General features: G+C 63.4%; 19 protein-coding genes. 8 read left to right on the top strand and 11 right to left on the bottom strand.

The annotated features are described in order from the left end of the window. The first annotated feature begins 104 nt into the window (after positions 1-104). Positions 105-1,028, top strand: a complete 924-nt coding sequence (locus tag ABE456_RS09605) for a LysR family transcriptional regulator (RefSeq protein ID WP_012270171.1) — start codon at positions 105-107, stop codon at positions 1,026-1,028. Positions 1,029-1,293: 265 nt separating this feature from the next. Here ABE456_RS09605 and ABE456_RS09600 read toward each other — a convergent pair whose 3' ends face one another. The 9 genes from ABE456_RS09600 to bioB form a co-directional block, all read right to left on the bottom strand. After that, positions 1,294-3,072 (bottom strand): acyl-CoA dehydrogenase C-terminal domain-containing protein, encoded by a 1,779-nt coding sequence (locus ABE456_RS09600; protein ID WP_346643693.1) that lies wholly within the window; start codon positions 3,070-3,072, stop codon positions 1,294-1,296. A 123-nt stretch (positions 3,073-3,195) separates the two neighbouring features. Next, positions 3,196-4,479, bottom strand: coding sequence for a GGDEF domain-containing protein (locus tag ABE456_RS09595; protein WP_346643692.1), 1,284 nt, complete (start codon positions 4,477-4,479; stop codon positions 3,196-3,198). 315 nt (positions 4,480-4,794) lie between these two features. Further along, on the bottom strand, positions 4,795-6,600 hold the full coding sequence (locus ABE456_RS09590; protein WP_201206360.1) for a phenylacyl-CoA dehydrogenase: 1,806 nt from the start codon (positions 6,598-6,600) through the stop codon (positions 4,795-4,797). A 290-nt stretch (positions 6,601-6,890) separates the two neighbouring features. After that, entirely contained in the window at positions 6,891-7,187 is a 297-nt protein-coding gene (locus ABE456_RS09585) for a pyrroloquinoline quinone biosynthesis protein PqqE (RefSeq protein WP_346643691.1), read from the bottom strand. A 169-nt stretch (positions 7,188-7,356) separates the two neighbouring features. Beyond that, complete coding sequence (bioD, locus tag ABE456_RS09580; protein WP_110741694.1) at positions 7,357-8,037, bottom strand: dethiobiotin synthase; 681 nt, start codon at positions 8,035-8,037, stop codon at positions 7,357-7,359. A 10-nt stretch (positions 8,038-8,047) separates the two neighbouring features. Further along, the gene (bioC, locus tag ABE456_RS09575) at positions 8,048-8,866 is read right to left on the bottom strand and encodes a malonyl-ACP O-methyltransferase BioC (RefSeq protein ID WP_346643690.1); all 819 of its coding nucleotides are present in this window, start codon (positions 8,864-8,866) and stop codon (positions 8,048-8,050) included. Then, complete coding sequence (locus ABE456_RS09570) at positions 8,859-9,590, bottom strand: alpha/beta fold hydrolase (protein ID WP_346643689.1); 732 nt, start codon at positions 9,588-9,590, stop codon at positions 8,859-8,861. The genes bioC and ABE456_RS09570 overlap by 8 nt, the downstream gene beginning before the upstream one ends. Then, the gene (gene bioF / locus ABE456_RS09565; protein WP_346643688.1) at positions 9,583-10,755 is read right to left on the bottom strand and encodes an 8-amino-7-oxononanoate synthase; all 1,173 of its coding nucleotides are present in this window, start codon (positions 10,753-10,755) and stop codon (positions 9,583-9,585) included. Before bioF ends, ABE456_RS09570 begins: the two co-directional genes overlap by 8 nt. Before the next feature lies 1 nt (position 10,756). Then, positions 10,757-11,815 carry a biotin synthase BioB gene (bioB, locus tag ABE456_RS09560; protein ID WP_346643687.1) on the bottom strand — a complete coding sequence of 353 codons (1,059 nt, stop codon included), beginning with the start codon at positions 11,813-11,815 and terminating at the stop codon, positions 10,757-10,759. Between the two features lie 89 nt (positions 11,816-11,904). Here bioB and ABE456_RS09555 point away from each other — a divergent pair, with 89 nt between their 5' ends. The 4 genes from ABE456_RS09555 (at position 11,905) to rarD (ending at position 15,599) form a co-directional block, all read left to right on the top strand. Further along, positions 11,905-12,636 (top strand): ComF family protein, encoded by a 732-nt coding sequence (locus tag ABE456_RS09555; protein ID WP_346643686.1) that lies wholly within the window; start codon positions 11,905-11,907, stop codon positions 12,634-12,636. A 170-nt stretch (positions 12,637-12,806) separates the two neighbouring features. Then, complete coding sequence (locus ABE456_RS09550; protein ID WP_346643685.1) at positions 12,807-13,571, top strand: TOBE domain-containing protein; 765 nt, start codon at positions 12,807-12,809, stop codon at positions 13,569-13,571. A gap of 101 nt (positions 13,572-13,672) precedes the next feature. Continuing rightward, a complete protein-coding gene (locus ABE456_RS09545) occupies positions 13,673-14,647 on the top strand; it encodes a serine/threonine protein kinase (RefSeq protein WP_346643684.1) in 975 nt (324 codons plus the stop codon). 64 nt (positions 14,648-14,711) lie between these two features. Beyond that, the gene (rarD, locus tag ABE456_RS09540) at positions 14,712-15,599 is read left to right on the top strand and encodes an EamA family transporter RarD (protein ID WP_346643683.1); all 888 of its coding nucleotides are present in this window, start codon (positions 14,712-14,714) and stop codon (positions 15,597-15,599) included. A gap of 249 nt (positions 15,600-15,848) precedes the next feature. Here rarD and ABE456_RS09535 read toward each other — a convergent pair whose 3' ends face one another. Then, on the bottom strand, positions 15,849-16,367 hold the full coding sequence (locus tag ABE456_RS09535) for an ACT domain-containing protein (protein ID WP_346643682.1): 519 nt from the start codon (positions 16,365-16,367) through the stop codon (positions 15,849-15,851). 450 nt (positions 16,368-16,817) lie between these two features. On the opposite strand from ABE456_RS09535, the gene ABE456_RS09530 reads away from it, so the two are divergent. Further along, positions 16,818-18,995, top strand: coding sequence for a malate synthase G (locus tag ABE456_RS09530; RefSeq protein WP_346643681.1), 2,178 nt, complete (start codon positions 16,818-16,820; stop codon positions 18,993-18,995). A 146-nt stretch (positions 18,996-19,141) separates the two neighbouring features. Here the strand turns inward: ABE456_RS09530 and ABE456_RS09525 are convergent, their stop codons facing one another. Beyond that, complete coding sequence (locus tag ABE456_RS09525) at positions 19,142-19,624, bottom strand: response regulator (protein WP_346643680.1); 483 nt, start codon at positions 19,622-19,624, stop codon at positions 19,142-19,144. A 180-nt stretch (positions 19,625-19,804) separates the two neighbouring features. Here ABE456_RS09525 and ABE456_RS09520 point away from each other — a divergent pair, with 180 nt between their 5' ends. Next, entirely contained in the window at positions 19,805-21,742 is a 1,938-nt protein-coding gene (locus tag ABE456_RS09520) for a DUF294 nucleotidyltransferase-like domain-containing protein (RefSeq protein WP_346643679.1), read from the top strand. After that, positions 21,739-22,449 carry a 3'-5' exonuclease gene (locus tag ABE456_RS09515; protein ID WP_346643678.1) on the top strand — a complete coding sequence of 237 codons (711 nt, stop codon included), beginning with the start codon at positions 21,739-21,741 and terminating at the stop codon, positions 22,447-22,449. The genes ABE456_RS09520 and ABE456_RS09515 overlap by 4 nt, the downstream gene beginning before the upstream one ends. Positions 22,450-22,525: the final 76 nt, after the last annotated feature.

Below are 22,525 nucleotides of genomic sequence, written 5' to 3'. Positions count from 1 at the left end.
TCGACTTATTCATCGCTGTAACCCTTTGGAATACGGCGATAGACTAGGCCTCGTGAGGGTTTTCGACCATTTCGTTTTTCCAGCATTTTCGATAAGTGTTACTTATGGATTTCCGCCAACTGCGTTATTTCGTCGCGGTGTACGAAGAAGGCCATGTGGGCCGCGCCGCCGAACGCCTGTCGCTGTCCCAGCCAGCGCTGTCCCAACAGATCCGCCAACTGGAACACAGCCTCGACCTGAGCCTGTTCGAGCGCAGCAACAAGCGCCTGCTGCCAACCCTGGCCGCCCACACCTTGTACAACCATGCCTTGCCGCTGCTCGACGGCCTGCAGCGCGCCCACGAGGCCATGCGCAACTTCAAGGGCCAGTCGCTGCGCACCTTGGCCATTGGCGTGCTGCAGACCGTGCGGCCAAGCCTGGTACCGCAACTGCTCGAACGGCTGCGCAAGGCACAGCCGCATCTTGTGGTGCAGATCTATGAGTTGTCGGGGCTGGAGATAGAACGGCGCTTGCTCAATGGCAGCCTGGACATCGGCATCAGTTATCTGCCGCCACGCCAGCCTGGGCTGCATGGCCTGCTGTTGTACGAGGATGAACTGCAGTTGGTGATCCCCGATACTCACCCGCTGAAAGACTTCAAGAAGGTTTCCATCCGCCAGGCCGCCGAGTTGCCCATGCTGATGCTGGGCGAGGAGTTCCAGATCCGCCAGATCTGGCAGGCGCAGTTGGCCAGCCAGGGCCGGCGGCCGCAGGTGCAGGCAGAGATGAACAACATGGCAGGGATTCTCGACAGCCTGGCGCACACGGCACTGGCTACCATTTTGCCCGGGCGGGCCAAGGAAGCTGCCGAAGATGATCAGGGGCTGTTGTGGAAGCCGTTGAGCGAGCCGCGGGTGCCGCTGAAGGTTGGCCTGGTATTCCGCGATGCCCAGCGCCAGCAGGCCTCTGTGGAGCTGCTGCGCACGTTGCTGGAGGAAGAGACGGACGCCCGCCTGCTGGGGGCATCACCGCTGGACGTGCTGGCCTGAAAAACACGCGCACAAAGAAAACCCCGCCGAAGCGGGGTTTCCCAGACTGTTTCCCTGTGACATCCGTATCGCCCCGCCATCCTGGCAGGTGGTCCTTCGTTGTCTTCCGTGATCTGTCCTTTGCGCTTCCTGCGCAACGTCCATGTGGTAAAGATTAACCGTGGATCCAATCTGAGAACAGTGGCGAAACATCACCACGTCGTGTAGGAAAAAGCTTACAAAGGCGAGGCATTCGCGATGGGCTGCAAAGCAGCCCCAAAATCCGTCAGAACTGCTCAGCATCCAGCAGGTAAAGCGACTCACTCCCCGCCTTCACCGAAGCCACCAGCGAATCCACCCGCGGCAGCAACCGCGCAAAATAGAACCGCGCCGTACCCAGCTTGCCCGAATAGAACGCCGCGTCCCCCTCACCCGCCTGCGCCGCCCGCGCCATCAGTGCCCACATGTAGGCATAGGCCACGTAACCAAAGGCATGCAGGTACTCGACCGACGCTGCGCCAATTTCGTTCGGGTTGCCCTTGGCCTGTTCCAGCACCCACTCGGTCAACCCGTCGAGCTGGTCGAGGCTGGCCGCCAACGGCTTGGCAAATTCGTCCAGCTCACCACCTGCGCTGGCAATGAACTGGCGGATCTCGTCAGAGAACAACCGGTAGTACGCCCCACCGCTGGCCACTACCTTGCGCCCCATGAGGTCGAGAGCCTGAATGCCGTTGGTGCCTTCGTAGATCTGGGTGATGCGCACATCGCGTACCAGCTGCTCCTGCCCCCACTCACGGATATAACCATGCCCGCCGAACACCTGCTGGCCGTGCACAGTGCTCTCCAGCCCCAAGTCGGTGAGGAACGCCTTGGCCACCGGCGTCAGCAGTGCCACCAGCTCTTCGCTGCGCTTGCGCACGGCGGCATCTTCGCTGTACTTGGCACTGTCCAACTGCATGGCTACATAGGTGGAGAAGGCGCGGCCACCCTCGATTTGCGCCTTCATGGTCAGCAGCATGCGGCGCACGTCCGGGTGGACGATAATCGGGTCGGCGGCCTTGTCTTTGGTTTGTGGGCCGGTCGGGGCGCGGCTCTGCAGGCGGTCACGGGCATATTCCACGGCGTTCTGGTAAGAGCGTTCGGCAGACGCCAGGCCCTGGATGCCAACGCCCAGGCGCTCGTAGTTCATCATGGTGAACATCGCAGCCAGGCCCTTGTTCGGCTCACCGACGATGTAGCCGACCGCTTCGTCGAAGTTCATCACACAGGTCGCGGAGGCCTGGATGCCCATCTTGTGCTCGATCGAGCCGCAGGTGGCCGGGTTGCGTGCGCCGAGACTGCCGTCCTCATTGACCAGGTACTTCGGCACCAGGAACAGCGAAATGCCTTTCGGCCCCGCCGGCGCATCCGGCAGCTTGGCCAGCACCAGGTGGATGATGTTCTCGGTCAGGTCGTGCTCGCCGCCAGTGATGAAGATCTTGGTGCCGCTGACCTTGTAGCTGCCATCAGCTTGCGGTTCGGCCTTGGTGCGGATAATGCCCAGGTCAGTACCGGCGTGCGGTTCGGTCAGGCACATGGAGCCGGCCCACACGCCGGCATACATGTTCGGCAGGTACTTTTCCTTCAGCGCCTCACTGGCGTGGGCATTGATCGACAGGCAGGCGCCGGCAGTCAGCATCGGGTACAAGCCGAAGGACAGGCTGGAGGCGTTGACCATTTCCTCGACCTGGGCCGAGATCACCTTGGGCATGCCCATGCCGCCGAACAGCGGGTCGCCGCCCACGCCCACCCAACCGCCTTCGGCGTAGGTGCTGTAGGCCTCGATGAAACCAGCCGGTGTGCGCACCGCGCCGTTGTCCCAGTGGCAGCCCTCTTCATCCGCGGCGCGGCTGAGCGGGGCGATGGACTTGGCGGTGACCTTGCCGGCTTCTTCCAGCACGGCCATGGCCGTGTCGGCATCGACAACCTCGGCCAGCCCGGGCAACTGCGCCCATTGCTCGGCCACGTTGAAGACTTCATTCAGTACGAAGCGCATGTCGCGCAGGGGCGCTTTATAGTCAGCCATGACAACCTCTCGCTAATCGGGTCGGGGCGGTCTCGGGGAACCGCGACACTGGGTTACAGGCAGTGTAACCGAACAACTTTTACGAGACATAGGGTCATCACTCGACCATTAAGTCTATTTTGGTCACGCCGTACGCACCGCCCCACGCTGCGATTGTTGCCCATGCACCATGACACAATTGCGCCCCGCGCCCTTGGCGCTGTACAGCGCCTGGTCGGCGGATTTCAGCACCGCTTCGGGGTTGCGATGATCGGCCTGGCGCTCGGCCACGCCGATGCTGATGGTGACCGATACCGTGCCGCCGCTGCTGCCCGCCCGGCGCTGGCGACCGGCGGTATCGTCCTGCGGGCGGTTGTGCTGGTCGCGCAGGTGCATCACGTAGTTGGCGATCACTTCGCGCACTGCCTCCACGTGCGGCACACATTCTTCGGCGGTTTTGCCAGCAAACACCAAGGCGAACTCTTCGCCGCCATAACGGTAGGCCCGGCCACCGCCGGTGACCTTGGACAGGCGGCTGGCAACCAGGCGCAGCACCTGGTCGCCGACGTCGTGGCCATGGGTATCGTTGAATTTCTTGAAATGGTCGACGTCGGTCATGGCGATCACATAGTTGCGCCCCAGGCGCTGCAGGCGTTCGTTCAGCGCACGGCGCCCCGGCAGCCCGGTCAGTTCATCGCGGAAGGCCATCTGATAAGCCTCATGCGCCACCGCCGCCGCAATCATCAGCATCACCTGGCTGCACATGATGTTCAGGGTGAACGGCAGGATGAAGGTTTGCGGCAGCATCCAGCAAATACCCAGCAGGCCCGTCATCAGCGCGGCATGCAGTGGCCGCGGCGCGCGCAGGTATTGCACCACCAGCAGGATGAACACACAGAGGAATAGCGGGTAGGCCATCTGGATCAGGCTCATCCACTGGCCATGCAAGGCCGGCCAGCGGATTTCCGCCAACCATGCCAGCAGCGCCTCGGGGTAGCTTTGTTCGAGGGCCACCGCCACGCTGCCTACAGCGAACAGCACTGCACCGCGGGCGACCAGGTCCTGCAGCAGGTGGGTACGCTCCTGCCAGGCGCCGTACAGGCCGAACAGGGCCGGCAGCAGCAGGCAAACCAGGTGGAAGGTCACTGCCGCATCCTCGCGCACGCGGCCGTTATCACGGTAGAAGTCGGTTTGGGTGTCGAGCAGGAAGTAGGCGATATACACCGTGAGCATCAGGAACAGCTCACGCTGGCGGCGGTACACCGCACAGTAGGCGCCGCCCAGCAGTAGCACCAAGGTAGGCAGGACGTTGAACAGCGATGTGAAAAAGACACTGAGGTCTCTCACATAGGCTGCGGCGAGCCCTGCCAGTAACAAGAACAGCGAAGGCAGAAAGTGGCTTGCACGAACAGCGTTAAGACGAAACAAGGGTAATCTCCAACCCGGCAGATCAATAATGGCATTGTGCCCTTACTTCATCGGCAGTGCACATGAACAGTTGAATTCAGAAAGGAAAGAACAGGCATCTACTGTCCGCACGCGATTCCTGTGGGAGCGGCCTTGCGTCGCGATTGGGGCGCGAAGCGGCCCCCGGTTTCTGCGCCACAGTCGAAATTGTCGGGGCTGCTGCGCAGCCCAATCGCGACACAAGACCGCTCCCACAAGGGATAGTGTTCAGCCTCGTCAGAATGCAAAAACCCGCCTGCCGGTAAGGGCAGGCGGGTCTTGAGTACAGCGGCTGAATCAGTACGACAGGCCGAAGTTTTCTTCGTCCATCGCCATCAGGTTGTTGGCACCCGAGAGCATGGTCGCCACATGGGTACGGGTACGCGGCAGGATACGCTGGAAGTAGAAGCGCGCAGTCTGCAGCTTGGCGGTGTAGAACGCCTCTTCGCTGGTACCGGCGGCCAGTTTCTCGGCTGCCAGGCGGGCGATGTCGGCCCAGAAGTAGGCCAGGCAGGCGTAGCCGGAATACATCAGGTAATCGACCGAGGCCGCCCCCACTTCTTCACGGTCCTTCATGGCAGCCATGCCCACTTTCATGGTCAGCTCGCCCCACTCCTTGTTGATCGCGGCCAGTGGCTCGACGAACTCCTTGAGCGTTTCGTTACCCTCCTGCGCCTGGCAGAACTTGTGCACGATCTTGGTGAAGCCCTTCAGTGCTTCGCCCTGGGTCATCAGCACCTTACGGCCCAGCAGGTCCAGAGCCTGGATGCCGGTGGTGCCTTCGTACAGCATGGAGATACGGCTGTCGCGCACGTTCTGCTCCATGCCCCACTCGGCGATGAAGCCGTGGCCGCCGTAGATCTGCACGCCATGGTTGGCGGCTTCGAAGCCGACTTCGGTCATGAATGCCTTGGCAATCGGGGTGAGGAACGCCAGCAGGGCGTCGGCCTTCTTGCGTTCTTCTTCGTCCTGGCTGTACTTGACGATGTCCACCTGCTTGGCGGTGAAGTACACCATTGCACGGTTGCCTTCGGCGAAGGCCTTCATGGTCAGCAGCATGCGACGCACGTCCGGGTGGACGATGATCGGGTCGGCGGCCTTGTCCGGTGCTTTCGGGCCGGTCAGGGAACGCATCTGCAGGCGCTCACGGGCGTACTTCAGGCCACCCTGGAACGCCACTTCGGCGTGGGCCAGGCCTTGCAGCGCGGTACCCAGGCGAGCGGTGTTCATGAAGGTGAACATGCAGTTCAGGCCTTTGTTGGCCGGGCCGATCAGGTAGCCGGTAGCTGCGTCGAAGTTCATCACGCAGGTGGCGTTGCCGTGGATGCCCATCTTGTGTTCGATGGAGCCGCAGCTCACGCCGTTGCGCTCGCCTACACCGCCTTCGGCGTTGGGCAGGAACTTCGGCACGATGAACAGCGAGATACCTTTGGTGCCGGCCGGGGCATCCGGCAGGCGGGCCAGGACGATATGGACGATGTTGTCGGCCATGTCGTGTTCACCGGCCGAAATGAAGATCTTGGTGCCCGACACTTTGTAGCTGCCATCGGCCTGTGGCTCGGCCTTGGTGCGCAGCATGCCCAGGTCGGTACCGCAGTGTGGCTCGGTCAGGCACATGGTGCCGGTCCACTCACCGGACACCAGCTTGGTCAGGTAGGTGTGCTGCTGCTCGGCGGTGCCGTGCGCCGAGATGGTGTTCATCGCGCCATGCGACAGGCCCGGGTACATGCCCCACGACCAGTTCGAACCGCCGACCATTTCGCTCAGGGCCAGGCCCAGCGACTCCGGCAGGCCTTGGCCGCCGTGCTCGACGTCATGCGCCAGGCTTGGCCAGCCACCTTCGACGAACTGCTCGTAGGCCGCCTTGAAGCCGGTTGGGGTTTTCACGCCCGACTCGCTCCAGGTGCAGCCTTCCTGGTCACCCACACGGTTAAGCGGCGACAGCACCTGCTCACAGAACTTCGCGCCTTCTTCAAGGATCGCGTCGACCATGTCGGGCGTGGCGTCCTGGCAGCCCGGCAGGCTCTGATAGTGCGCCTCATAGCCGAGCAGCTCGTCGCGAACGAAGCGGATATCACGCAAGGGGGCTTTGTAATCAGGCATTGCGATGAACCTCTGGGTGAGTTCTGTGGGGTGACCCGCGCATGGCGCGTCGCTTATCAAACAGTTGTTTGAAACTTACGTTTAGCTCCGCCTTATGTCAAGGATGGACTATGGTGCCATTTACGCCACGAAAAACGGCGTTTATGCCAAGCTCAGGAAAAACAATACCTGTGGGGGCGCGGGCTTGCCCGCGAACGGGCCCGACCCGGCGTTGGAGTCGCCTGATCTGACGCTTTCGCGGGCACGCCCGCTCCCACAGGGTCTGTGTGTTACTCGAAATGAGCTCTCTGTCAGGCGTAGGTATCGATGATCCGGCCGAGCATTTCGTCGGATGCCTTGGCGACCTTTGTGCCAAGCTCGACTTCATGTTTGCCCACAGCCAGTTGCACGGTGCTGGTGGCCAAGTCCATCTGCTGGCTGCGGTCGACAGCGCGCAGGCGTTCAGCCTGAAAGTCGCTGGACTGGCTAGTGGCGGTACGTTCGGCGCTGGTGTTGGCGATCTGGCCGGCGGCCTGATCGACGCGGTTCTGGCCGGTCTGGATTGCGCTCAGGCCCGCGTAGTAGGCGGAGCTACCGGTGATTTCCATGTCAGGGCTCCATTGACGCTGGATGACGAACAGCCCCAATTAAAGCAGGCCAGGCGCGAAAAGGCCCGTTTAAATCGCTAATGGCCCGGTGCCAGTTGATAGGCCCTGGGTATTCCTGCACCGGCCCTTTCGCGGGTTTACCCGCGAAAGGACCGGGCCTGCAAAAAACCTAGTCCAGCAGATCCAGCTGCAAATGCTCAGCCACCATATCAGCACTGGCCTGCTTCAGCTTGGGCACCCGCCCCAGGCATGGTGCAGGCAAACGCTCAGCCAGGCTGGCCAGGTTCTCTTCCAACCGCGAGGTACGCGGCTCGATGATGTTCGCCACCCAACCCGCCAGCTGCAGCCCGTCGCGCTCGATCGCCTCGGCACTGAGCAAGGCATGGCTGATACAACCCAGCCGCACCCCCACCACCAGAATCACCGGCAACTGCAAAGCCACAGCAAGGTCGGACAGGTTCTCCAGGCCCGACAACGGCACACGCCAGCCGCCAGCCCCTTCAACCAAGGTGAAATCGGCATTTTGTTGCAGCACGTTGCGCATCGCCGCCAGCAACTCTGGCACGGCAAGCGTCACCCCCGCCTCACGCGCCGCTACATGCGGTGCGATGGCAGGCTCGAAGGCAAACGGATTGACCTGTTCATAAGGCAACTTGATCGTGCTTTCATCGATCAGTGCCTGGGCATCGCTGTTGCGCAGGCCCTTGGGCGTCATCGTGCAGCCGGAGGCCACCGGCTTTGCTCCCAGCGTGCTCATGCCCTGCGAGCGCGCCGCATGCAACAGCCCGGCGGCGATGGTGGTCTTGCCGACATCGGTATCGGTACCGGCAATGAAATAGGCCTGGCTCATTTCGCTCCCCTTACGCCTGTGGCTTGCGCAACACACCATAGACCACCTGATAGGTGGCTGGCAGCCCCTCGGGCTGGCGAAATGCCTCATAAGCCTGCAACAGGCCCTGCATGCGGGCCCGCCCGGTAAGACCGGAAGGGCGGCCAGGGTTCAGGTTGTGCGCACCCAAAGCCTTCAGCTCGTGGGTCAGGCTGCGTACATCCGGGTAGTGCAGCACGTGCGGGCAGCGCTGCAGCTCAAGCTGTTCGAAGCCGCTGGCTGCGCACAGGCGCTGGTAATCCTCGAAACGGCGGAAGCGGTTCACATGCACCAGGCCATCCACCGCTTGCCAGCTGGCGCGCAGTTCGTCGAGGGTGCCCACGCACAGGCTGCTGAAGGCCAGCACGCCGCCCGGTCGCAGCACGCGCTGTGCCTCGGCCAGCACGCTGGCGAATTGGTCGCACCATTGCACGGCCAGGCTGGTGAACACCAGGTCGACGCTAGCGTCACGCAGCGGCAAACGCTCGGCATCGCCGGCCACGTGGTAGTGCGCCCCACCTTGTTCATTGCGAGCATGGCACAGCATGCCTTCGGCGATATCCACCGCCACGCCGCTGGCCTGCGCGAAACGCTCGGCCAAAATGCGGCTGAAATGGCCGGTGCCGCTGCCCAGGTCCAGCCAGCGCTGCGGCTGCAGGCCCTCCGGCAATTGCTCCAGCAGGTTCAAACCCACCGCGCGCTGCAAGGCCGCCACGCTGTCGTAGCTGGCCGCAGCACGGGAGAATGAGGCCGCTACCTGGCGTTTGTCGGGCAATGCGCCGGGCAGGGTCGGACGGGATAAGTCAGTCATCGCCACTCTCATGCAGGAAACTCTTGATGCCCGCCGCCAGCTCCTGCGGGTACTCCAGCAGGAACGCGTGGGAACTGTCTTCGACCAGGCCTACTTCCACATCAGGCAGCAGTTCGCTCAGCGCCTTTGCCGCCTCTGCCGGTACCAGCGCATCGCTGCCAGCGAACAGGTGCAGTTGCGGGCCGCCGTAGGCCTGCAAGGCTTCGCGGGTATCCAGCTTGGCCAGCACTTCAAGGCCGGTGGCCAGGTACAGCGGGTCGGTATCCGGCACGCCGACACCCAGTTGGCGCAGCAGGGTGCGCGGTTGCTGGGCGCCATCGCTGCACAGGGTCCGGAAGCGCTTGAGGGTGACTTGGGTATGGCTGCGGCAGCCGTCGAGGAAGGTGCCGAAGGTGTCCTCGGCCATGCCATGCGGCCAGCCCGGGCGGGCCACGAAACTGGGGTTGCTGGCCAGGGTCAGCAGGCCGCAGCAGTGATCGCCACGCTTGTGCGCCAGTGCGCTGGCCAGCATGCCGCCGAGCGACCAGCCGCCCAGCCAGACATCGCTGGGCAACTTGCGGTCCAGGTGCTCAAGCCAGGCCTCCACGTCGCTGTGGGCCAGTTCAGGAAGGGGCATCAGCTCAACCTGCAAGCGAGCATCCTGGGCACGCAGGCTGGCCGCCAGCGGCTCCAGTGCCGCAGTGCCCAAGCCCCAGCCGGGCAGTAGTACAAGGCGATTACGCATCGGCGTTCTCCAACTGTGGATAACACTCGGCCAATGCATTCAACAATAGCTGCACCTGCGCCTCGCTGTGCGCGGCGCTCAGGGTCACCCGCAGGCGCGCACTGCCCGCCGGCACGGTGGGTGGGCGGATGGCCGTGACCAGCAAGCCACGTTCACGCAACATGCGCGACAGGCGCAGGGCCTGCGCGCTGTCGCCAATGACGATGGGCTGGATCGGTGTCGGGCTGTCCATCAGTTCCAGGCCGATCTGCTGCGCGCCTTCGCGGAACTGGCGGATCAACGCCGCCAAGTGCTCACGGCGCCAGGTTTCACGGCGCAGCAGCTCCAGGCTCTTGAGCGTGGCGCAGGCCAGCGCCGGAGGCTGGCTGGTGGTGTAGATGTAGGGGCGGGCAAACTGCACCAGCGCCTCGATCAGCTCTTCGCTGCCGGCAACAAAGGCACCGGAAGTACCGCAGGCCTTGCCCAGCGTGCCGATCAGCACCGGCACGTCATCCACGCCCAGGCCAAAGTGCTCGACGATGCCGCCGCCCTGGGCGCCAAGAGTGCCAAGGCCATGGGCGTCGTCGACCATCAGCCAGGCGCCACGGGCACGGGCGACATCGGCCAGTGCCGGCAAGTCGGCCAGGTCGCCATCCATGCTGAACACACCGTCGGTCACCACCAGGGTATTGCCGACCGCCTTGTCCAGGCGGCTGGCCAGGCTGGCCGGGTCGTTGTGCAGGTAACGGTTGAAGCGGGCACCACTGAGCAGCCCGCCATCGAGTAGCGAGGCGTGGTTCAGACGGTCTTGCAGCACGGTGTCGCCCTGCCCTACCAGCGCGGTGATGGCGCCCAGGTTGGCCATGTAGCCGGTGGAGAACAACAGCGCGCGCGGGCGGCTGGTGAGTTCGGCCAGTGCCTCTTCCACCTGGTGGTGTGGCGTGCTGTGGCCAATCACCAGATGCGAAGCACCACCACCGACACCCCAGCGCTCGGCACCAGCCTGCCAGGCTGCGATCACCTCGGGGTGGTTGGCCAGGCCCAGGTAGTCATTGCTGCAGAAGGCCAGCAAGCGCTGGCCGTCGACAACCACTTCCGGACCCTGCGGGCTTTCCAGCAGTGGCCGCTGCCGATACAGGTCTGCGGCGCGCCGTTCGGCCAGGCGCGCCGCCAGGTCGAAGGCCATCTCAGGCCGTCGCGGCGTTGTAGAACATCTCGCTGCTGCGCTGCTCGACCAGCGCCTGCTCGATGGCGGCCTGGTGCACTTCGTCGGCGTGCTCTTCGCGTGCTTCTGGCTTGATGCCCAGGCGCGCAAACAGCTGCATGTCCTTGTCGGCCTGCGGGTTGGCAGTGGTCAGCAGTTTTTCGCCGTAGAAAATCGAGTTGGCACCGGCCATGAAGGCCAGGGCCTGCATCTGCTCGTTCATCTGCTCACGGCCGGCAGACAGGCGCACGTGCGACTTGGGCATGAGGATACGGGCCACTGCCAGCATGCGGATGAAGTCGAACGGGTCGACGTCTTCTTCTTCGGCAAGCGGCGTACCGGCAACCTTGACCAGCATGTTGATCGGCACCGATTCCGGGTGCTCGGGCAGGTTGGCCAGCTGGATCAGCAGGCCGGCGCGGTCGTCCAGCGACTCGCCCATGCCCAGGATGCCGCCGGAGCAGATCTTCATCCCGGCATCGCGCACATAGGCCAGGGTCTGCAGGCGCTCGCTGTAGGTGCGGGTGGTGATGATGCTGCCGTAGAACTCCGGCGAGGTATCGAGGTTGTGGTTGTAGTAGTCCAGGCCGGCCTGGGCCAGGGCCACGGTCTGCTCCTGGTCGAGCTTGCCGAGGGTCATGCAGGTTTCCAGGCCCATGGCCTTGACGCCCTTGACCATCTCCAGCACGTAGGGCATGTCTTTGGCCGACGGGTGCTTCCACGCCGCGCCCATGCAGAAGCGGGTAGAACCGATGGCTTTGGCGCGGGCGGCCTCTTCCAGCACCTTCTGCACTTCCATCAGCTTCTGTTTTTCCAGCCCGGTGTTGTAGTGGCCGGACTGCGGACAATATTTGCAATCTTCCGGGCAGGCGCCGGTCTTGATCGACAGCAGGGTCGAAACCTGCACGCGGTTTGGGTCGAAATGCGCGCGGTGCACGGTCTGCGCCTGGAACAGCAGGTCATTGAACGGTTGCTGGAACAGCGCCTTGACCTCGGCCAGGGACCAGTCGTGACGTGTTGTTGCATTTGTGCTGGCGCTCATCGGCGTTTCCTTGTTTAGGCTTAAGCAGGCGCCGGGACAGGAAAGCCCGCCAGCGCATCACGGATAGCTCGCATAGTCATGGAAGGCCTATGAACTGTCAACCGCACTGGAAAACACTGGTTTACAACTGCTCACTTATTAATCAGCAGTGCTTGCTGTGTGATGACCCTGCCGAGCAGGCCTACCCATTGTGCATCGCCTGCGAGCAGGAACTGCCCTGGCTTGGCGATCACTGCCTGCACTGCGCCCTGCCCTTGCCCATGGCCGGGCTGACTTGCGCCCAGTGCTGCCGCCGCTTGCCGGCCTTCGAGCAAGTGTTTGCGCTGTGGCATTTCGGGTTTCCGGTGGACACGTTGATCAGCCGCTTCAAGCACAACCGGCAGTGGCCTATGGGGCGGTTGATGGCCGAGCTGCTCGGGCACGGGCTGTTGCACCGCTTTGCCGAGGGGCTACCGCGCCCAGACCTGCTGTTGCCTGTGCCCTTGGCCAAGCGTCGACTGCGTGAGCGGGGGTTCAACCAGGCAGGGATGCTTGGGCGCTGGTTGTCATCGCAGGTGGGGATACGTTGCGACGAGCGGTTGCTGCTGCGCACGCGCGAGACACCTGCGCAGCAACAACTGGATGCCAAGGCCAGGCGGCGCAATTTGCGCCAGGCGTTTGCAGTCACGGGCGAGCTGCTGGGCAAGCATGTCGCCATTGTCGATGATGTGCTGACCACCGGTGCTACCGCGCAGGCTATCGCCGAGGTGCTGCGCAAGGCCGGGGCGCAAAGGGTTGATGTGTATTGCCTGGCGCGTACGCCCAAGCCTGGCTATGTATGAGCGTGCGCATCGCTCTGCGTAGGAGCGGCCTTGTGTCGCGATCGGGCTGCGCAGCAGCCCCAGCCATCTCTGCCCGGGCAGAAACCCTGGGGCCGCTTCGCGCCCCTTTCGCGACACAAGGCCGCTCCTACACACTATCCACCCTCAGGCCCCACAACGACTGACTACCCATGCCCCTACCCACTCTCCTCACCCAGCACATCGCCCGCCGCCCGCAGCGCATTGCGCTGCTGCAGCACATTGCCGAGCAAGGCTCGATCACCCGCGCCGCCAAGGCTGCTGGCATCAGCTACAAGGCCGCCTGGGACGCCATCGACGAGCTCAACAACCTGGCCAGCCAACCCTTGGTCGAACGCAGCACCGGCGGCCGTGGTGGCGGCGGTGCGCGCTTGTCGCCGGAAGGCGAGCGGGTGCTGCGGCTGTACCAAAGGCTGCAGGCCTTGCAGGCGCAAATCCTCGAAGCGGCCGAAGAGTCCAGCGACCTCGACCTGCTCGGGCGCCTGATGTTGCGTACCAGCGCGCGTAACCAGCTGCAGGGCCAGGTCAGCGGCCTGCGCCGTGAAGGCCGCTATGACCGGGTCAGCCTGGCGCTGGGAGGCGGGCTGGAGATCGATGCGCTGATTACCCACGACAGTACTGCGCGGCTGGAGCTGACGCTGGGCAGCATGGTGGTGGCGCTGCTCAAGGCAGGGTGGGTGCGGTTGCTGGCGGAGGGGGAAGAGCCTGAAGCGGGGAGCAATTGCCTGCGGGCAACGGTGGAGGAAGTGCTGGCGGAGGTGGATGGGCCCAGTGAGGTCAGGTTGGCGTTGGGCAATGGGCAGACGTTGTGTGCCATTGCCGAGACTGATTGGCTGGTCGGGCAACAGGTGGTCGATGGCAGTGCGGTGCGGGTGCAGTTTCATCCGTCTTATGTGTTGATCGGGGTTCCTGCGTAGCCTGGCCGCGCTGCGCGCGGTTCGCGGGTTCACCCGCGAAGAGGCCGGCACAGGTATAACGCTGTACCATGGGATCCATGCCGATTACCCCCGGAGCCCTCATGTCCCACCCCTTCGACACCCTCACCCCCGACCTGGTCCTGGACGCCGTGGAAAGCCTGGGCTTTCTCAGCGATGCCCGGGTGCTGGCACTGAACAGCTATGAAAACCGCGTCTACCAGGTGGGCATCGAAGATTCGCAGCCGCTGATCGCCAAATTCTACCGCCCAGGCCGCTGGAGCGATGCGGCCATCCTCGAAGAACACAGCTTCACCGCCGAACTGGCCGACTGCGAAGTGCCAGTGGTTGCCCCCATGCAGCACAACGGCCGCACCTTGTTCGAACACCAGGGCTTTCGCTTCACCCTGTTCCCCCGCCGTGGCGGCCATGCCCCGGAGCCGGGCAACCTCGACCAGCTTTATCGCCTCGGCCAGTTGCTTGGCCGTCTGCATGCCGTGGGCGCCAGCAAACCGTTCGAACACCGCGAAGCCCTGGCTGTGGACAACTTCGGCCACGCCTCACTGAACACCCTGCTGGAAGGCGATTTTGTCCCCCGCGAGCTGCTGCCTGCGTTCGAGTCCGTCGCCCGTGACCTGCTCAAACGGGTCGAGGACATCTACGCCCGCACCCCGCACCAGCTCATCCGCCTGCACGGCGACCTTCACCCTGGCAACCTGATGCACCGCGACGAGGTGTACCACGTTGTCGACCTCGACGATTGCCGCATGGGCCCGGCGGTGCAGGACCTGTGGATGATGCTGGCCGGCAGCCGCGAAGAGCGCTTGGGGCAGTTGGCCGAACTGATCGACGGCTACAACGAGTTCCATGACTTCGACCCGCGCGAACTGGCCCTGATCGAACCGCTACGCGCCCTGCGCCAACTGCACTACAGCGCCTGGCTGGCTCGGCGCTGGGACGACCCGGCGTTCCCGCCCAGCTTCCCTTGGTTTGGCCAGCCACGTTACTGGGGCGACCAGATTCTGGCCCTGCGCGAACAAATGGCGGCGCTGGATGAAGCCCCGCTGAAATTGTTCTAGAAGCATGCCCGCCTCTGTCTACAATAGGCGTCGCTTTATTTAGCTACCTAAGCAAGGATTCTGCATGCACGCCGCAAACCCGCGTCGCGGGTACATACTGGGCCTGAGCGCCTACATCATCTGGGGCCTGTTCCCCCTTTACTTCAAGGCGATCCAGAGCGTCCCGGCGGTGGAGATCATTGTCCACCGGGTGCTCTGGTCGGCACTGTTCGGCTCGCTGCTGCTACTGGTGTGGAAACACCCCGGCTGGTGGCGCGAACTGCGTGACAACCCGCGCCGGCTGGGCATCCTGGCCCTGAGCGGGGCGCTGATCGCCGGTAACTGGCTGACCTACGTATGGTCGGTCAACAACGGCCGCATGCTTGAGGCCAGCCTGGGTTATTACATCAACCCGTTGATCAACGTACTGCTGGGCATGCTGATTCTTGGCGAGCGCCTGCGCCGCCTGCAATGGCTGGCGGTGGGCATGGCCGCCGTGGGCGTGGCCCAGCAGGTGTGGCAAGTGGGCAGCCTGCCTTGGGTGTCACTGGTGCTGGCGCTGAGCTTTGGCTTTTATGGGCTGATCCGCAAACAGGCGCCGGTGGCGGCACTGCCGGGGCTGGTGGTGGAAACCTGGATGCTGGTGCCGCTGGCCCTTGGCTGGCTGTTGCTGCACCCGGCGGCAATGAGCGCCCAGGGCGCGTTCTACACCAGTAGCGAGGCGCTGTGGCTGATGGCGGCGGGGCCGGTGACGCTGGTGCCGCTGGTGTGCTTCAACGCTGCGGCGCGGCACTTGCCGTATACCACGTTGGGCTTCCTGCAATACCTGGCGCCGACTCTGGTGTTGCTGCAGGCAGTGCTGCTGTTCGATGAGCATTTGTCGTCGAGCACCTTGGTGGCGTTCATGTTCATCTGGGCGGGTTTGGCGATTTACAGCGTCGATGCCTGGCTAAGTTTGCGCAAGCGCAGCTGATCAAAAAACGATCAAAACTCTGCAGGCCATGTGATTCGTGGGCTGCAGAGACATCTCCAAAGGTTATCCACACCCTCGTCCCCGTGCTTTGTGCACAAGGTGCTGATTTTTGGGTGTTTTTTGAGCAAAGGCGTGCAAGGCACGCGCTGCCTGGGCTGGAGAGGTACACCCCCAGGTTATCCACAGGGCCTTCCCCGTGATATCGGGATAACCGCAGGGGGCCGCTTCGCGGCCCCCTGCGATCCCGAATCAATCCTCCGCGCGTAGCTTCAACTCCACCATCAAGTCATCCGCCAGGCTCTCCAGCCGCTGCTGCAATTCTTCGAGCGGCAAGGTCAATGGCAGCGCCAGCAGCGCATCCGCATGGAACAACGGCTCACTGCTCATCGGCGCTGGCCGCACCTCTGTGGAAAACCGCTCGACGTTCACCTGCAACTCCGCCAGCAAACGGGTAATGTCGCGCACGATCCCCGGCCGGTCATTGCCCACCAGCTCCATGGCAATCGGCTTCCAGGTGCACGATGGCTCGATGCCGCTCTCGGCAATCAGCACACGAATGTCATAGCGGGCCAGCCCCTGCAGCGACGCCACCAGTTCGTCGTAGTTCTCTGCCGGCACCGCCACCCGCAGGATGCCGGCAAACTGCCCGGCCATGCGCGACATGCGGCTTTCCAGCCAGTTGCCACTGTGGTCGGCGATGCACTGGGCAATGCGTTCGACCTGGCCAGCCTTGTCAGGGGCAATAACAGTCAGTACAAGATGATCCACAAGCCCTTCCTCGTGTCGGACCGCGCCGGGCGGCAGAAAATCGGGGGATCGACTCAGTATAGGCAAGGCGCGGCAACCTGCCGCAGGGCATTCCGCACAACCAATCGTGTACTGTTTCAAGATTTATCTGGAACAATCCACCTGTTTTTTGCGAACATACTCACTCCCAGCGTGACCATACGCGACCAACGGGTCGCATAACGGCGCTTTTAGTCTGATTTTGCCCCGCCTACTGCTTCATGTAGTATCCCGTGGCGCGGACTACAAAACGTCGTTTGGATGTCTGCCAAGGCGCCTGTGAAAATACGCACACTGCCCGTCAGCCCGTCTGACAGGCTGCACCCAGCCGCGCTCGGGCTCACCCCCGGGGGCAAGCACTGGTACGTGTTTAGAGAAGCGCTACAGGCTTAATACAGAAGAGCGAAATAGCTGAGCAGAGTGAGGCAAGCAATGACTGGATACGTTCAAGTCGGTGGCCTTCAGGTCGCCAAGGTCCTGTACGACTTCGTGAACAACGAAGCCATCCCCGGGACCGGCATCGTCGCCGAGCAGTTCTGGGCAGGTGCAGAGAAGATCATCAATGACCTCGCTCCAAAGAACAAAGCCCTGCTCGCCAAGCGCGACGAGCTGCAAGCCAAGATCGACGCCTACCATCAGGCACGCAAAGGCCAGGCCCACGACGCCGTAGCCTACAAAGCATTCCTCCAGGAAATCGGCTACCTGCTGCCACAAGCCGACGATTTCCAGGCCACCACCCAGAACGTGGACGAAGAAATCGCCCACATGGCCGGCCCGCAGCTGGTTGTTCCGGTGATGAACGCCCGTTTCGCCCTGAACGCCGCCAATGCCCGTTGGGGTTCGCTGTACGACGCGCTGTATGGCACCGACGCCATCAGCGATGAAGGCGGCGCAGAGAAAGGCCAGGGTTACAACAAGCTGCGTGGCGACAAGGTCATCGCGTTCGCCCGCGCCTTCCTTGACGAGGCCGCACCACTGGCTGCCGGCTCGCACGTCGATTCCACCGCCTACCGCATCGAAGGCGGCAAACTGGTGGTTGCCCTCAAAGGCGGTAGCAACAGCGGCCTGCGTGACGACGCCCAACTGATCGGCTTCCACGGCGACGCCGCCGCGCCGACCGCCGTGCTGCTGAAACACAACGGCCTGCACTTCGAAATCCAGGTGGATGCCAGCACCCCGGTCGGTAGCACCGACGCCGCCGGCGTCAAAGACATCCTGATGGAATCGGCACTGACCACCATCATGGACTGCGAAGACTCGGTTGCCGCTGTCGACGCCGACGACAAGGTGATCGTCTACCGCAACTGGCTGGGCCTGATGAAAGGCGACCTGGCCGAAAGCGTGAGCAAAGGTGGCAAAACCTTCACCCGCACCATGAACCCGGACCGCGAGTACGCCGCGCCCAACGGTGGCAGCGTTACCCTACACGGCCGTTCGCTGCTGTTCGTGCGCAACGTTGGCCACCTGATGACCAACCCAGCGGTTCTCGACGCCCAGGGCAACGAAATCCCGGAAGGCATCCAGGACGGTCTGTTCACCAACCTGATCGCCCTGCACAACCTCAACGGCAATACCAGCCGCAAGAACACCCGCAGCGGCAGCGTGTACATCGTCAAGCCGAAAATGCACGGCCCTGAAGAGGTAGCATTCGCCGCCGAGATCTTCAGCCAGGTCGAAGACCTGCTGGGCATGCCGCGCAACACCGTCAAGGTCGGCATCATGGATGAGGAGCGCCGTACCACGGTCAACCTCAAGTCCTGCATCAAGGCAGCCGCTGAGCGCGTAGCGTTCATCAACACCGGCTTCCTCGACCGTACCGGTGACGAGATCCACACCTCGATGGAAGCCGGCGCCGTTGTGCGCAAGGGCGCCATGAAGAACGAGAAGTGGATCGGCGCGTACGAGAACAACAACGTCGACGTCGGCCTGGCCACCGGCCTGCAAGGCCGTGCGCAGATCGGCAAGGGCATGTGGGCCATGCCGGACCTGATGGCCGCCATGCTCGAGCAGAAGATCGCTCACCCGCTGGCCGGTGCCAACACCGCCTGGGTGCCGTCGCCAACTGCTGCCACCCTGCACGCCCTGCACTACCACAAGGTTGACGTACAGGCGCGCCAGCGTGAACTGGCTTCGCGTACCCCGGCCTCGGTGGACGACATCCTCGCCATCCCGCTGGCGGCCGACACCAACTGGTCGGCCGAAGAGATCCGCAACGAACTGGACAATAACGCCCAGGGCATCCTCGGCTACGTGGTGCGCTGGATCGACCAGGGTGTGGGTTGCTCGAAAGTGCCGGACATCAACAACGTCGGCTTGATGGAAGACCGCGCCACCCTGCGTATTTCGGCCCAGCTGCTGGCCAACTGGCTGCGCCACGGCGTGGTCAGCCAGGAGCAGGTGCTGGAAAGCCTCAAGCGCATGGCTGTGGTGGTTGACCAGCAGAACGCCGGTGACGCCCTGTACCGCCCGATGGCGCCGAACTTCGACGACAACGTCGCGTTCCAGGCGGCTGTGGAGCTGGTGGTGGAAGGTGGCAGGCAGCCGAACGGTTATACCGAGCCGGTACTGCACCGCCGTCGCCGCGAGTTCAAGGCGCGTAACGGGTTGTAAGTTACACCTGCGTACGGGGGCCGCTTTGCGGCCCGATCGCGACACAAGGCCGCTCCTACAGGGATATCGCAAATATCAAATCTTGCGGTGAATTTGTAGGAGCGGCCTTGTGTCGCGAATGGGCTGCAAAGCAGCCCCTGTCCGCCTCACTCGATCTTCAATTCTTTCTTCACCAGCTCCAGGAGCTTGCCCAGGTCCACCGGCTTGAGCAGGAAATCCACCACCCCCAGGTGCATCGCGTCCACCGCCTCTTTCACATCGGTGTCACCCGACACCACGATGATCGACAACGCCGCCCGCTCCGACTCGCGAATCTTGCGGATCATGTCCAGGCCATCCTCGGGCTGCATGCGTAAATCGGTGATCATCAAACCGATCCGTTGCTGGTAATGCAGGTACAACCTGGCCTCTTCGGCGCCATCCGCACCCACGCAGTCGATGCCCCGGCTTTTCAGGTACAGGATCAGCGCCTCACGGTTCACCGCGTTGTCATCCACCACCAGCACCAATGGTTTAAGTGCCACAGGCGCGCTTTTGCTCACCACGGCCAGTGCCTCACGCTCGGCGTCGCTCAGGATGTCGTGTTGCTCAGGCATGGTCATCTCGTCAAGAAAATTCCGCTTCAGCATTAGGACCGTGGAACTTGCGCAACCCGGTTCGCCTTTCGTCGGGCCTTTTGACAGGGGCGCTCATAGACTTACGTCCAATGGGCACCACCCCGCCGCAAGCCGACCATGGAGGCAGAGAACAACATGGCCGGCACCTATATATAGATATATATAGTTCGGCATAGCGATACGGTCAGTTTCATGAGCAAAAAGGACGCCTACAGCCAGGCGGGCAGGACGGCAGTGCTGCAGAACATCCAGGGCACGCTGCAGTTCCTGCAGCGTTTTCCGCCGTTCAACCAGATGGAGCACAGCCACTTGGCCTTTCTGGTCGAGCAATGCCAGCTGCGCTTCTATGCCAGTGGCGAAAGCATCGTCAAACCCGCCGATGGCCCGGTTGAGCATTTCTACATCGTCAAGCAAGGCCGCGTGGTCGGGGAGCGCCAGCACCTGGTCAAACCCGGTGTTGAGACCACCTTCGAAATCACCAGCGGCGAATGCTTCCCGCTGGCCGCCCTGCTGGGCGAGCGGGCCACCCGCACCGAGCACCTGGCCGGTGAAGACACCTTCTGCCTGCAGTTGAACAAGGCGGCGTTCATCCGCGTGTTCTCGATGTCTGAAGTGTTTCGGGATTTTGCCCTGCGCGGGGTCAGCAGCCTGCTCGACCAGGTCAACCAGCAGGTTCGCCAGCGCGCGGTGGAAACCCTCGGCACCCAGTATTCGCTGAACACCCCCTTGGGCGAGCTGGCCATGCGCCACCCGGTGGTGTGCAGCCCCGAGACCCCGCTGCGTGACGCCGTGCGGCTGATGCACGAGCAACAGGTAGGCAGCATCGTGGTAGTCGACCCACAGCGCTACCCCACTGGTATCTTCACCCTGCGTGACCTGCGCCAGGTGGTGGCTGCCGAAGATGCCGACCTGGGTGCACCGATCGAGCGGCACATGACCGCCAATCCGTTCTACCTCAGCCCCCAGGCCAGCGCATTCGATGCAGCCATGGCCATGACCGAGCGGCATATCGCCCACGTGTGCCTGGTGGAAAACCACCGCCTGTGCGGGGTGGTTTCCGAGCGCGACCTGTTCTCCCTGCAACGGGTCGACCTGGTGCACCTGGCGCGCACCATCCGCCATGCGCCACGGCTGGATACCCTGGTCTCGCTGCGCGGCGAGATCAGCCAGTTGGTCGAACGCATGCTGGCCCACGGCGCGTCGTCCACGCAGATCACCCAGATCATCACCTTGCTCAACGACCACACCGTGTGCCGGGTGATCGAGCTGGCGCTGGCCGAACGTGGCGACCCAGGCGTGCCGTTCAGCTGGCTGTGCTTTGGCAGCGAAGGGCGACGCGAGCAGACCCTGCACACCGACCAGGACAACGGCATCCTCTTCGAGGCCGCCGACAGCGCCGAGGCCGACGCCATCCGCGCTCGCCTGCTGCCGCTGGCGCAATACATCAACCACTGCCTGGCCCAGTGCGGCTTTACCTTGTGCAAAGGCAATGTCATGGCCGGCAACCCCGAGCTGTGCCTGTCGCGCAGCGAGTGGGCACGGCGTTTTGCCGGTTTTGTCCGTGAAGCCAGCCCAGAGAACCTGCTGGGTTCGAGCATCTACTTCGACCTGCGCGTGGTGTGGGGCGACGAGCAAGGTTGCGAGCAGCTGCGCCAGGGCCTGCTTGAGCAAGTGGCCGACAACCGGATCTTCCAGCGCATGATGGCCGACAACGCCCTGCGCCAACGCCCACCTATAGGCCGCCTTCGCGACTTCGTACTGACCCGCCAGGGCAACGACAAGGCCGCTACCCTCGACCTCAAGGTCCAGGGCCTGACACCCTTCGTCGATGGTGCCCGGCTGCTGGCCCTGGCCAATGGCATCGGCGCCTGCAATACCCTGGAACGCCTGCGTCAGCTGGTGGCCAAGGGCGTGATCGAGCCGCTTGACGGCGCCGCCTATGAAGAGGCCTACCACTTCATCCAGCAGACCCGCATGCAGCAGCACCAGCGCCAGACCCGCGACAACCTGCCGTACTCCAACCGGCTCGACCCGGACAGCCTCAACCACCTGGACCGGCGCATCCTGCGTGAGTCCCTGCGCCAGGCCCAGCGCCTGCAAAGCAGCCTGGCCTTGCGGTACCAGCTATGAGCCTGTTCGCCTGGCTGCGCCCCAGCGCACCCGAACTGGACCACGCCACGCGTCAGCGCCTGGCCCGACTGCCAAAGGCCGCGCCGCTGAGTGTGTGCAGCTTGCGCGAACAGCGCTGGGTGGTGCTGGACCTGGAAACCAGCGGGCTCAACCCCAACCGGGACCAGGTGCTGTCGATCGGCGCGGTAGCCATCGCGGACGGCGCCATTGACTTTGCCCAGCAGTTCGAGCGCACCCTGCACCGGCCAACGCTGAAAACCAACGCCAGCGTGCTGATCCACGGCCTGGGCCCCAGCGCCCTGGCCGCGGGTTGCGACCCGGCCGAGGCCTTGCTGGATTTGCTCGATTTCATAGGCGACAGCCCGGTGTTGGCGTTTCACGCGCCATTCGACCAGCGCATGCTGGCACGGGCGTTGAAAGAAAGCCTGGGCTATCGCTTGCAGTCACCGTTCCTGGATGTAGCCGAACTGGCGCCGATGCTCAACCCCGACACGGTGCTGCGCGAGGCCGGGCTGGATGACTGGGTGGCGCGCTTTGGCCTGCAGGTGGAAGAGCGCCATCATGCCAGCGCCGATGCCCAGGTAACCGCCGAACTGGCGCTGATCCTGTTCAGCCAGGCCCGGCGCCAGCAGCTGGACAGCCCGCTGCAGCTGGAACAGCGGCTGCGCGTGTGGCGGCGGCGCAAGGTGCACAATCACGGCCTGTAGATTTGCATTGGCCTTGCAGGCCTCTTCGCGGGTAAACCCGCTCCCACAGGTTCAGCGCAATACTCAAGGCCTGCGC

It is taken from the genome of Pseudomonas sp. TWI929, from assembly GCF_039673335.1.
Lineage (GTDB): Bacteria > Pseudomonadota > Gammaproteobacteria > Pseudomonadales > Pseudomonadaceae > Aquipseudomonas.
The sequence above is the reverse complement of the archived record's forward strand: the minus strand, read 5'-3'. Positions and strand labels throughout refer to the sequence as shown.